The sequence below is a fragment of the Bacillus sp. DJP31 genome (assembly GCF_049310945.1).
In the GTDB taxonomy this organism is placed as follows: Bacteria; Bacillota; Bacilli; order Bacillales; family SA4; genus Bacillus_BS.
In genome coordinates this window covers 1-12,163 of sequence record NZ_JBMERO010000022.1, presented here as the reverse complement: position 1 = coordinate 12,163, position 12,163 = coordinate 1, and the positions used below count along the sequence as shown (strand labels likewise).

Sequence of the window (12,163 nt, the reverse complement as noted above, 5' to 3'; positions counted from 1 at the left end):
GATGATGAGAATTAAAAATTGGGGAGAGTGAAAAGATGAGCAAGAGAAAAAATGCAATCTTCGCAACCTTAACAACAGCGGCACTAATGGCATCCTTAGTATTTGCAAGTCCAAACAATACAACAGCCTCAAATGGAGAACTGACATTTGTTGAGGTGAAACAATCCACGCAAAGTGAGAACAAAAAAGGGTCATATGGGAAAGCCAGATTTCTTATTGAAGACAGTCTTTCTAAACTACCTAAAGGACTTCAAAAGAAACTAGAAAAGGTACCAGCTGACAACTCTCTTTATGTCGTTCAATTTAGTGGTCCGATCACAGAAAAAGAAAAGCAAGCCTTAGTGTCAACGGGTGTAGTTATGGGAGATTATATTCCAGATTATGCTTTTATCGTAGATACAAAAGGAGTTAATTTAACTACTATAAAAAACATACAAAACGTTGAAACAGTCGAGGCACTTAAACCACTCTACAAATTTGATCCTCAACTCGTTCAACAAGGAACATCAGCCTTAGTCAAAGCAACCATTCAAACAGTCAAAGGAAAGAAAGAAAAGATTCAAGCGAAAGGCCTTGATGAACTGATTCAATATGCTTCTAGGAACGATGTAGCATTTGTTTCAAAGGATTCTGAGTATAAGCTGATGAATGATGAAGCAGCTAAAATAATCCGTGTTAATACATTGAAAACTACTTATGGATTAGATGGACTCGGGCAGACGGTAGCTGTTGCGGACACTGGTCTAGATACAGGCAAGAATGATAGTACGATGCATGAAGCATTTAGAGGTCATATCTCCAACATTTATGCATGGGGAAGAACGAATAACTCGAATGATCCAAATGGTCACGGGACTCACGTCGCCGGTTCTGTTCTTGGAAATGGAACATTATCAAAAGGGATGGCACCTAGAGCAAATCTAATTTTCCAATCTATTATGGATAGCTCAGGTGGCCTTGGTGGCTTACCTAGTGATTTAAAGACTCTCTTCTCACAAGCATATAATGCAGGAGCAAGAATTCATACAAACTCTTGGGGTTCACCCGTGAACGGTGCATACACAATAGATTCTAGACAAGTAGATGAATATGTTTGGAACAACGATATGACTCTATTGTTTGCAGCAGGAAACGAGGGCTCTGGTACTCGTACGATTAGTGCTCCAGGTACTGCGAAAAATTCAATTACAGTTGGTGCAACTGAAAATTATCGCCCAAGCTTTGGTACCAATGCAGATAACCAAAATCATGTGGCAACGTTTTCTTCAAGAGGACCTACAACGGACGGACGTATCAAGCCTGACATTATGGCACCGGGTACTTACATTCTTTCCGCAAGATCATCTCTAGCTCCGGATTCTTCTTTCTGGGCTAACTATAGCAGTAAGTATGCGTACATGGGTGGTACTTCTATGGCAACGCCAATAGTTGCGGGAAGTGTGGCATTATTACGTGAGCACTTTATGGACACAAGGGGGGTAACACCTAAGCCATCTTTGATTAAGGCGGCTCTTGTAGCAGGAGCAGTTGATGTTGGTCAAGGATTCCCTAGTAATAACCAAGGATGGGGTCGAGTTTCGTTAGATCGCTCACTAAATATTGCTTACGTTAATGAAACGAGTGCTTTAAGAACGGGTGAAAAAGCTAGCTTTACATTTGCAGCAGATGGTACAGATCAGTTGAAAATTTCCCTTGTTTGGACCGATTATCCTGGTAGTACTACTGCAGCTACTACTCTAGTTAATGACCTTGATTTAATTATTACATCACCAACTGGGAAAGTTTTTGTGGGTAATGATTTCACTAGTCCATACAATAATAACTGGGATTCCAAAAACAATGTTGAAAATGTGTTTGTCTCACTTTCAGAAAAGGGGACATATACCATTGAAGTTGATGCCTATAATGTGCCTTCAGGACCTCAAGATTTCTCCATTGCGATCTTAAATTAGTCGCTTTTTACAAAAAAATACAGATTATATCAATAAAACTTCAAATGTTGGGAAAGTAGGTACCTAAAAACACGAATCATTCGTGTTTTTGACCCCCTATTTTCCCAACATCGAATTAGCAGGAAAATGAATTTAAATAGAGAATGTAATCATATAGTAAAATAGAATCGCAGTGGAGTTGATGAAAATGAAAATTGGAGATCGTTTACGATTCTTTAGGATCCAGCAAAACAAAACACAAGACGAACTAGCTAGTGGCGTTATCTCCATATCCTACTTATCCAAAATAGAAAACAATCAAAGCCTTCCAAGTCTCGATGTTGTTGATCGTCTCTGTGAAAGACTAGGCATTAGATTCCTAGACGAAGAAGAGCCGTTGCTTATAGAGGAGTTGAAGGATTGGTATAAGTTAATTATCTCAGGTGAAACAGAAGAGGCAGAGAATTTATACCCAAAGATTAAAGATCAGATGGAGAGATCACGAGATTCATCATCTCTTGTTTATTTTATGTTATTTGAACTTAGGTATTTTTTACAAGTTCGTAAATTAGATGAGGCTATGAAAACATTAGAAAAATTGAATGAAATAGCAGATATATTTACGGAGGAATTAAATTATTATTTGTATAAATTTACTGGATTACATGATTACATTATAGAAAAATATAACGATGCTTATAATTGCTATAAAAAAGCAGAAAGCATTCTTTTAAGAAGTGTGTTTGAAAAATGGGAGGAAGCAGATCTTTATTACTCCCTAGGTTTAACAACTAGCCAGCTCTGGAAAGTTACACTATGTATAAACTATACAAATCAGGCACTAGCTATTTATCAAGCTCATTATAACTACAAAAGAAGTGCAGAATGTCAAATTCTTTTAGGAATATCATACAGAAGAAGTGACGAGTTAAATAAAGCAGAAGAGAGCTATTTGTTGGCAGATAAAATTGCAAACACACTCGATAACTCTAATTTAAAAGGCTTCATTCATCACAATTTAGGATATCTATACTCTATTCAAGGGAAAACAGAACTTGGAATTAAACACTATGAAAAAAGTATCGCCTTTCATGAAGATGTTAATTACAAGCAAACTTTCCCTACAATTCATGCCATTATTAAAGAGTACTACAATAAAAAAGAATTTAAACACGGTTTGAAATGGGTGAGTAAGGGTTTAGAGAAATTAACAGGAAGTGAAGAGACCAAAGAATACTTTTATCACTTTAAAACATACCAATATTTAATGACTGAGAGCACAATTGAATTTGAAGATTTCTTGAAAGAACTTGTAATACCATACTTTGAGAAGCATAAAAATTATAAGTATGTGGCAGATTATTCTGATGTTTTAGCGAAGTATTTTGAAAAAGGTTATAAATATAAACAGGCTAGTACTTACTTAAGGGTTTCTAATGATGCTTTAAAGAGAGTTAATAATATATAAATTAAGAGGAGAGAAGTTATATGAAAAAATCAATTTCGAATGTATATCTACACGTATTTATTTTATTAGCTTTCCTAGCGTCTCCAATGACGGTGAAAGACTTTACTAATTTAACAAATGTCGATAAGCGCCCAAATCCAACAGACAGTCAAATGGTTGCAGTAGATAAGCACCCAGATCCAACAGCCAGTCAAATGATTGCAGTAGATAAGCACCCAGATCCAACAGCCAGTCAAATGATTGCAGTAGATAAGCACCCAGATCCAACAGCCAGTCAAATGATTGCAGTAGATAAGCATCCAGATCCAACAGCCAGTCAATTTTTTGCAGTAGATAAGCATCCAGATCCAACAGCCAGTCAATTTTTTGCAGTAGATAAGCATCCAGATCCAACAGCCAATCAATTTTTTGCAGTAGATAAACACCCAGATCCAACAGCCAGTCAGTTTCTAGCGGTAGATAAACACCCAGATCCGACAGCAAGCCCAAAATTTTCTATTTAATACATAAAAGCTGTCAAGCATCCTTGACAGCTTTTCATTTTGCATTTCTCATTCTAATCATTGAAAAGTGGTAGCTTTGACCAAGAAGCCATTGGCTTAAAGGTTTGAGAGAGGGAGTAAACCTAACTTCCACATCTTTAGAAGTTAAGTGGTCTAGTAAATTATGTAGCTGTTCTACTTTCACAGGATTGATTGTTTTAGTTGAAGTGTAATAGCCAGCACCTTCATCAAAGTTTGAAAATAAGGAACTCAAAAAAGTATACTGTGTTAATGAGGTAGACCGAATGGTCTGGAACCAACGCTGCTCCACAGTGATAATCATCTTTGCAGATGTTTGGTTATAGAAAAGCTCTTTGTCTTCTAAGGGAAGTACTATGGACAGGCCAGTAAGCAATCCTCGGACAATCTCTCGGTACTAAATACATAGGAGAACGATCTTCATCAATTGCCCATACCAAATTTGGCAGGTTTGGATGCGTTGGGTGTGGGCGAGGATGGAAAATACGTATGGAAGAATCTTCACTAAAATGAAATAGGTGCATAATTAACAACTCCAATGCTCTAATTATGTAATCAATACTCATAGCAAACAATATATTAGGTAGTACTCAGTCTATCAATTATAAATTTATATTACTGTGATGAATATTTAAAGAAGATTCTGTATAATTTGATAAAAAGGGGTTTTTTTATGAAAATTGCGTGGGTGACTGATAGTACAGTTAATTTAGATGAAAAATATAGGAACCATCCAGATATTTATAGTGTTCCGATGCTTATTATGTTTAATGGAGAAGAGTTTAGAGATGGAATAGATTTAGAACCGGATGAATTTTTTCAAAAGCTTGAAGCCTCATCAAAGCTACCTACCTCCTCCCAACCAGCTGTCGGGACATTTGTAGAGCTTTATGAATCATTAAAAACGAACTATGACGCAATCATAGCTGTTCATGTTTCAAGCAAGCTAAGTGGCACGTATTCTACTAGTGTACAAGCAGCAAATATGGTTGATTTTCCGATTGAAGTTATTGATTCTAGAGTCATATCTTTACCAATGGGTAAGATCATTCAACGAGGATTAGAGCTTCAGCACGAAGATAAAAGTTTCGACGATATCGTAAAGGATTTAACAATTTTGGCAAATCAGCATGAAACATATGTATTGATTGGGAGTCTCGAACAACTACACCGCGGTGGGAGAATGAATGGTGCTCAATATTTAATAGGATCCGCTTTGAAAATTAAACCAATTTTAGCCTTAAATGATGGCGAATTGAAAATATCAGAAAAAGTACGAACTGAGAAAAAGGCTGAACAAAGAATGATTGATATTTTTACGACGGCCTTGTCCAATCATCCTACAATTAAGGAACTTACTTTGATTTATGGTAGATATCCCGAAGTGGCTGATGCTTGGAAACAAAAGATTCAAGAACTATATCCAAATCTCACAATTAGTACTTGTCCACTTGGAGCTGTTGTTTGTGTGCATGCAGGAGCGAACACGATTGGAATAAGCTGGTACAAGTAGAATAAGGAAAATTTATTTAATAAGAACATATTGCACTTCGGAAGCTGAAACCGTGTACGTTCCAATAGGAGTATAGCCGATACTGAAAAATTGTGATAATGTTTCTGCACAATAGACAGACGGGGGTTCAGTCGGTGCATGTAAGCTTGTGTGCATCCCGATCAATTGATTTGTGTAAGGCATACATCTAATAATCACGACGTGTCGTCCAAACCATGCCGTTCCAATCTCTCTATTTGAATTCATCCTACATCGCTCCTAATGGGGAAAATTCCTTGAACATGATGTTGTTCGTATACATCAGCATATGTCATACTAGGCATATTGCCAGTTGTCCGCAGGTAAAATCAGCTTTTACCCAGAAATAGTGGTAAAATAGATATACTTGCTGTGATTAAAGGAGCTATGTATGGACGAAATGATTGAGAGAACAAAGGAATTTGTTAAGAAAATTTTAGAGAATGATGCAAGTGGTCATGATTGGTGGCACATCGTTCGAGTACATAATTTAGCAAGAATGCTTGCAGAACAAGAAGAGGCTAACTTGTTTGTTGTCGAGATGTCAGCTCTTTTGCATGATGTAGCCGATGAAAAACTCAATGTGTCAGAAGAAGCTGGTTTGAAAAAGGTTGCAGAATGGCTAGAAGTATGTAAATTAGAGGAATCCGTGAAACAGCATATTTTGACGATTATTCAAAATATGTCTTTTAAAGGTGGGAATCATACGTTACTTTCTACAATTGAGGGAAAAGTTGTACAGGATGCAGATCGTTTGGATGCTATTGGTGCAATTGGGATAGCTAGAACATTCGCTTATGCTGGATCTATTGGTGATATCATGCACGACCCAAACTTACCAGCTAGAGATACCATGACTAAAGACGAGTATCGAAATGGGAAATCTACATCAATCAATCACTTTTATGAAAAATTGCTTAAGCTGAAAAGCTTAATGAATACAGACTCCGCTAAAAGAATAGCGGAGCAAAGACATGAATATATGGAAAATTTTATAAATCAGTTTATGAAGGAATGGTATGGACAAGCATGAAAATGATGACAGTTGAGCATATTTCTAAAACATACGTAGAAAAGAAATTATTTCAAGATATTTCATTTAGTATTACTGAACAAGAACGAATCGGAATTATTGGGGTAAATGGTACGGGTAAATCCACTCTCTTAAAAATAATTGCAGGATTTGAGACCCCAGATAGTGGTAATGTTGTGACTTCCAAGGATTACACCATTACTTTTTTATCTCAGCACCCTGACCAAAAAGATGACCTTACCGTGATCGAGCAGCTATTTTATAAAGATACACCAACTAACATTGTCGTAAGAGACTATGAAAAGATTCTTATAGATTTGGAAGAAAGACCTTCAGATGAACAATTATTAGATACTTTATACGCCCTGCAGCAAGAAATGGACACACTGGGTGCTTGGGATGCGAATGCGAATGGCAAGGCTATTTTAACAAAGCTAGGTATTACTGATTTTAATCAAGTCATTAAAGAACTTTCAGGTGGTCAAAAGAAGAGGGTAGCTCTTGCACAGTGTCTCATTGAAATGCCAGATCTCCTGATTTTAGATGAACCAACCAACCATCTAGATGCAGAATTAATTGAGTGGCTAGAAGAATGGCTTAGTAAATACCAGGGTTCTTTATTGTTTGTGACCCATGATCGTTATTTCCTAGATCGTGTGGCCAATCGCATTATTGAATTAGATCAAGGGAAGCTGTTTACCTATAAAGGTAATTACTCTTATTACCTAGAGGCAAAAACAATTCGAATGGTAGAGGACCAAAAGTCATGGCATAAGCATGAACAGCTTTATAAAAAAGAGCTGGAATGGATTAGAAAAGGTGCTAAAGCTCGAACTACGAAGCAGCAAGCAAGAATACAGCGCTTTGAACAACTTGACCAAGTAGATGTTCCTCAAAAAACGGGTAAAGTCGATTTAAGCTTGAACAGTAATCGATTAGGTAAGAAGATTATAGAATTTGACAAGGTCTCCAAATCATTCGAAACGAAAAAAATTATAGAAAACTTTAGCTTTTTATTAAAGCCTCATGACCGAATTGGAATCATTGGGAAGAATGGTACCGGCAAATCATCTTTGTTAAATATGGTTGCAGGAATTTATTCACCGGACAGTGGTCATATTGATATTGGTCAAACCGTAAAAATAGGCTATTACACGCAAGAAAATGAGGAAATGGATCTTGGTCAAAGGATGCTAGACTATATAAAAGAATCGGCTTCCGTTATTCAAGTAAAGGATGGTTCTTCTGTTTCAGCATCTCAAATGCTTGAACGATTCCTATTTCTACCATCTACTCACGGGACTCCAATAGGTAAGCTTTCTGGTGGTGAAAGAAGAAGGCTGTATCTACTTAAAATATTAATGGAAGAGCCGAATATCTTATTACTGGATGAACCTACGAATGATTTGGATACGGAAACTTTAACGGTTTTAGAGGATTATTTAGAACAATATCCTGGCGTAGTTATATCCGTTTCCCATGATCGATACTATTTAGACAAGGTCGTAGAGCAACTGTTAATTGTTGAAGGTGGAGGGAAAGTGTCTACCTACTTTGGTAGCTATAGCGACTACTTGGAAAAGAAAAAAGCGGATGAAAAAGCTACTTCTGGAAAAGGAAAGCAAGTCACACCAATAGTTGAAAAAGAGGAAAAAACAAAAAAAAGGAAGTTGTCTTTTCAAGAACAAAAGGATTGGGATGGTATTGAAGACAAAATTTCAAGTCTTGAAGCAGAACTAGTAACCATTTCAAAGAAAATAGCTGAAGCAGGTTCCAATTATGGAGAGATCTCATCTTTGATGGATAAGGAACGAAAGCTAAAGCAGGAATTAAATGAGACTGTTGAACGTTGGTCTTACTTATCAGAACTTATTGAAGAATTAGATGAACAATAGTTCAAGAGATGGGCTTCTAGGTGACTAGAAGTCTTTTTTAAAAGATACAAAAGTATAAGTTTGTTCAAACAGGGTCTATGTCTAGCTCCAACGCCTAGCCCCTCGAGGTCAAATAATCTCAAGCCAAAAAGGCAAAGAGCGCCTTTATGGCTTGAGAACATTCATTTGCTATGCCTGGTCTGAACAAGGCTCTTGCGCTTTTCTTAAAGGAGGTTTTAGCTTGGAGTATGATGTTTGTGGAGTAATCCTTGCAGGTGGAGAGTCAAGGAGATTCGGGGCACCAAAAGCATTTGCCCAATTTAAAGAAGTTCCGTTTTGGGAGTATTCGTTCAAAGCATTGGAAGAGGTAACAAACACACAAGTTATTGTAAGTCACCCTTCCTTAGTTGACAGATTTAAGATGACCACAAATCTACCCGTCATAGTAGATGATAACCTTTTTCAAGGAAATGGTCCAATGGCTGGTATTTTCTCCGCAATGAAGCATGTGAAAGCAGATTGGTATATGGTTTTGTCTTGTGATATTCCAGCTATCCAAAATCTTGTGATTACGGAGCTCCTTACTCAACGGGACGAAGCTATACAGGCCATTATACCCGTGATAGAGGGTAGGGTGCAGCCACTAGTTGGTTTATACCATTGTTCCATTTACCCCAAAATAAAAGAACTCTTACTTAGCAAGAGTTTTCGGCTGATGTCATTACTAAAAGAGGTAAACGTACGATATGTAAACGAAACGGATTTAATGGTTGATTCCAAAGTGTTTCAAAACATAAATGATATAGATGCATTAACAAATTTAAATCATGAAGAAAGTAGCATTGATTGATACTCAATGCTACTTTTAAGTATTTTGACCTCTTAATTATATTGAACAATTCTTTTTGACCCAAGATATCGTTGTTCCCAATAGGAAATATTCATTTGACTAATGGTTACACCTTTTGAACCAGAGTGAATAAATTTACCGTCTCCCAAATAAATTCCAGCGTGAGATGGTCCTTTTTTATAAGTTTGGAAAAAGACTAGATCGCCAACACTTGGTTTGGACACTCCAACGCCGGAGTTCCAAATGTCACTAACTGTTCTTGGAATGGAGAACCCTTTTTGTGAAAAAACAAATTGCAAAAAACCACTGCAATCAAATCCATTTGCAGAAGTACCACCCCATTTGTAGGGTACTCCAACTAATTGTGTAGCATGCTTGATAAGCGAGGTATCGACTGAATAAGAACTCTGCTTCTTTACCGTTTTTGAAACGATCGTTTTACCCTTTACATTTTGATTTGAAAACAAGTGCTTTAATGTAGCCGGACCTGCAACACCATCTACAGGAATTCCATACTTATTCTGATAGTCCGTCACTGCCCCTTTAGTTAGAGGTCCAAAGCTACCATCAATACTATAAACGTAATATCCAAGCTTGCTTAACTTTTCTTGAAGCTGCCTTACTTGTTCGCCTTTATCTCCACTTAAGAGCTTACTCGAAGTAAATTGTTGATACGTTATTGTATCAGTCGAGAAAAATAATCGGTTCAAGGTAGTTGGTCCAGCAATCCCGTCAACCTTTATATGATGAACAAATTGAAATTCCTTTACGGCAGACTGAGTAGCCGGACCAAAATGCCCATCTACCTTACCTGTATAGAACTGAAGTGCTTTTAGCTCAAGTTGAAGAGACGTTACTGAATGACCTTTATAACCATATCTAAGAACTTGGTTCGTATTAAAGGTTTCCTGGTTGGACATTAATGGTTGGGCTTCAGATGCTTGGGTTTGTTCAGGAGACATTAAGACAATGCCAGCAGCTACTGTTGTAATGAATAGTGCTTCCCCAACTCCATTCCGTTTTTTCATGGTGTACCCTCCTTGGTGAATATCTAGGTGTTTAAAATATCTAGCTATGTTATCGATATTTAAAAGGCAAACAAAATATGACAGAATCCTTCGTGCAATCTTGTTACAAGTTGAAATAACGCAAAATACCCATAAATGGAATCGTGATTGTTCGTATGTTACTATTTTTATATTAAAGATACTGGAGGAAATGTCATGAACATTAAATCTATTGAGCCAACTCCTAGTCCGAATACAATGAAGGTCTTATTAGACCAAGAACTAAAGAGTCATGAGAGAAATAATTATACGAAGAAGAATATCGAGGAAGCACCAGAGCCAATTCAACACCTTTTAAACATTGAAGGTGTAAAAGGTGTTTATCATGTTGCGGACTTTCTAGCAATTGAACGTAATTCCAAGTACGATTGGAAGGATATTTTAGCGAGCGTTCGTGAAGTCTTTGGAGAAGAAAAAACAAATGAAAGCAACAGTATACAAGCAAAAGATGCTTTCGGAGAAGTAAGGGTGTTTGTCCAGCAGTTCCGTGGTATTCCCATGCAGTTAAAGATTACAGACGGAGCAACAGAGCAAAGAGTAGGCTTGCCAGAAAGATTTATGAAGGCGGCGATGGCATCAGAGTGTGCTTCTGAAAATTTAGTTAAAGAGAGAAAGTGGAAGGAACAAGGCATTCGTTATGGGGTAATGGATGAAATTGCAAAAGAAGTCGTTGATGAAATTTCTGCTATTTATTCAGATGAGCGGCTAAATCGAATGATCTCTCAGGCTCACTCAAAAGAGAGCAGTCCAATCCAACGAAAGAGCTACCCGGTTACATTAGAAATGCTTGATGAGAAGGATTGGAAAAATCGATATAACCACTTAGAACAAATGAATCCAACATTGGAGGATCTTCAAGTTCTCGCAAAGGCTCTAAAGGATGAAAAACCTTCTATCCGTAGACAAGCTACAGTATATTTAGGAATGATAAAAAGTGAGGAAGTTCTACCTCTGTTATTTTTTGCTTTAAAAGATTCAACTGTAACTGTTAGAAGAACAGCTGGGGACTGCTTATCTGATATTGGTAATAAAAAAGCCACACAGCCGATGATTGAAGCCCTAAAAGATCGGAACAAGCTGATTCGCTGGAGGGCCGCCATGTTTTTATTTGAGGAAGGTGACGAAACCGCACTTCCAGCCTTGAAAGAAGCTCAAAATGATTCGGAGTTTGAGGTTAGCATGCAAATTAAGATTGCGATTGAGCGTATTGAAGGCGGGGAAGAGGCAAAAGGTTCGATTTGGAAGCAAATGACAGAAAATCGAAATTCATAGTTAAAAGTTGCTTCAAGCAAAGTGCTTGTAGTATGCTTTTACATAGGAAAATGTAAGATTAGGGGTGTATTTATGTCAATGGCGTATGATGAATATATGAAACAAGTGGTTAAACCAATGAGAGCCGAACTCGTGAATGCTGGGTTTAAAGAGCTAACAACAAGCCAAGAGGTTACAGAATTTATAAGTGAGATTGCAGGGACAACATTAGTAGTGGTGAATTCAGTTTGTGGTTGTGCAGCAGGATTGGCAAGACCGGCAGCAACACAAGCAGTACTTATTTCTGAAAAGAAGCCCTCACACTTAGTGACCGTATTCGCAGGACAAGATAAAGAAGCGACCTCAACAATGAGAGAATATTTCGAAGGCTATGAGCCATCCTCGCCGTCAATGGCGTTGTTAAAAGGTAAACAAGTTGTTCATTTTATTCCAAGACATGAAATTGAAAGTCACTCAATGGAAGATATTATGAATAATTTAACCGCTGCATTTGAAAAAAATTGTGAATAGGTAAGGGGTGCCGTGAGTGGCATCCTTTTTATTGTGTGCCAGGCATGGCAACTATCTAGGTGGTGAAAGTCCATTGTGGGTACACATCGACCAACCACTAAGGAAA

The 12,163-nt window shown here is 37.4% G+C and carries 13 protein-coding genes; 9 read left to right on the top strand and 4 right to left on the bottom strand.

All coding sequences use genetic code 11. The features are described from left to right. Nucleotides 1-35 precede the first annotated feature (35 nt). From ACOI1C_RS16990 to ACOI1C_RS16980, 3 genes are all read left to right on the top strand, one after another. Nucleotides 36-1,952, top strand: a complete 1,917-nt coding sequence (locus ACOI1C_RS16990; protein WP_422511792.1) for a S8 family serine peptidase — start codon at nucleotides 36-38, stop codon at nucleotides 1,950-1,952. Nucleotides 1,953-2,139: 187 nt separating this feature from the next. Beyond that, complete coding sequence (locus ACOI1C_RS16985; protein WP_422511791.1) at nucleotides 2,140-3,399, top strand: helix-turn-helix domain-containing protein; 1,260 nt, start codon at nucleotides 2,140-2,142, stop codon at nucleotides 3,397-3,399. A gap of 20 nt (nucleotides 3,400-3,419) precedes the next feature. Beyond that, nucleotides 3,420-3,902 carry a hypothetical protein gene (locus ACOI1C_RS16980; RefSeq protein ID WP_422511790.1) on the top strand — a complete coding sequence of 161 codons (483 nt, stop codon included), beginning with the start codon at nucleotides 3,420-3,422 and terminating at the stop codon, nucleotides 3,900-3,902. A 34-nt stretch (nucleotides 3,903-3,936) separates the two neighbouring features. On the opposite strand, the gene ACOI1C_RS16975 is transcribed toward ACOI1C_RS16980, so the two are convergent. Together ACOI1C_RS16975 and ACOI1C_RS16970 are read right to left on the bottom strand one after the other, a co-directional pair. Continuing rightward, nucleotides 3,937-4,212 carry a DUF6886 family protein gene (locus tag ACOI1C_RS16975; protein WP_422511789.1) on the bottom strand — a complete coding sequence of 92 codons (276 nt, stop codon included), beginning with the start codon at nucleotides 4,210-4,212 and terminating at the stop codon, nucleotides 3,937-3,939. Nucleotides 4,213-4,240: 28 nt separating this feature from the next. After that, nucleotides 4,241-4,444: a DUF6886 family protein gene (locus ACOI1C_RS16970; protein ID WP_422511788.1), complete on the bottom strand. Its 204-nt coding sequence runs from the start codon at nucleotides 4,442-4,444 to the stop codon at nucleotides 4,241-4,243. A gap of 149 nt (nucleotides 4,445-4,593) precedes the next feature. On the opposite strand from ACOI1C_RS16970, the gene ACOI1C_RS16965 reads away from it, so the two are divergent. Next, entirely contained in the window at nucleotides 4,594-5,433 is an 840-nt protein-coding gene (locus tag ACOI1C_RS16965; protein ID WP_422511787.1) for a DegV family protein, read from the top strand. Nucleotides 5,434-5,445: 12 nt separating this feature from the next. On the opposite strand, the gene ACOI1C_RS16960 is transcribed toward ACOI1C_RS16965, so the two are convergent. Next, the gene (locus ACOI1C_RS16960; RefSeq protein WP_422511786.1) at nucleotides 5,446-5,679 is read right to left on the bottom strand and encodes a hypothetical protein; all 234 of its coding nucleotides are present in this window, start codon (nucleotides 5,677-5,679) and stop codon (nucleotides 5,446-5,448) included. Between the two features lie 163 nt (nucleotides 5,680-5,842). Between ACOI1C_RS16960 and ACOI1C_RS16955 the strand changes: the two genes are divergently transcribed. The 3 genes from ACOI1C_RS16955 (at nucleotide 5,843) to ACOI1C_RS16945 (ending at nucleotide 9,208) form a co-directional block, all read left to right on the top strand. Then, nucleotides 5,843-6,484, top strand: a complete 642-nt coding sequence (locus tag ACOI1C_RS16955; RefSeq protein ID WP_422511785.1) for an HD domain-containing protein — start codon at nucleotides 5,843-5,845, stop codon at nucleotides 6,482-6,484. After that, nucleotides 6,481-8,379 carry an ABC-F family ATP-binding cassette domain-containing protein gene (locus ACOI1C_RS16950; protein WP_422511784.1) on the top strand — a complete coding sequence of 633 codons (1,899 nt, stop codon included), beginning with the start codon at nucleotides 6,481-6,483 and terminating at the stop codon, nucleotides 8,377-8,379. Before ACOI1C_RS16955 ends, ACOI1C_RS16950 begins: the two co-directional genes overlap by 4 nt. Nucleotides 8,380-8,599: 220 nt before the next feature. Further along, complete coding sequence (locus ACOI1C_RS16945; protein WP_422511783.1) at nucleotides 8,600-9,208, top strand: molybdenum cofactor guanylyltransferase; 609 nt, start codon at nucleotides 8,600-8,602, stop codon at nucleotides 9,206-9,208. A gap of 32 nt (nucleotides 9,209-9,240) precedes the next feature. Here the strand turns inward: ACOI1C_RS16945 and ACOI1C_RS16940 are convergent, their stop codons facing one another. Next, nucleotides 9,241-10,236, bottom strand: coding sequence for a peptidoglycan-binding protein (locus tag ACOI1C_RS16940; RefSeq protein WP_422511782.1), 996 nt, complete (start codon nucleotides 10,234-10,236; stop codon nucleotides 9,241-9,243). Between the two features lie 195 nt (nucleotides 10,237-10,431). On the opposite strand from ACOI1C_RS16940, the gene ACOI1C_RS16935 reads away from it, so the two are divergent. Continuing rightward, complete coding sequence (locus tag ACOI1C_RS16935; RefSeq protein ID WP_422511781.1) at nucleotides 10,432-11,547, top strand: conserved virulence factor C family protein; 1,116 nt, start codon at nucleotides 10,432-10,434, stop codon at nucleotides 11,545-11,547. Between the two features lie 72 nt (nucleotides 11,548-11,619). Beyond that, nucleotides 11,620-12,057, top strand: coding sequence for a BrxA/BrxB family bacilliredoxin (locus ACOI1C_RS16930; protein WP_422511780.1), 438 nt, complete (start codon nucleotides 11,620-11,622; stop codon nucleotides 12,055-12,057). Nucleotides 12,058-12,163: the final 106 nt, after the last annotated feature.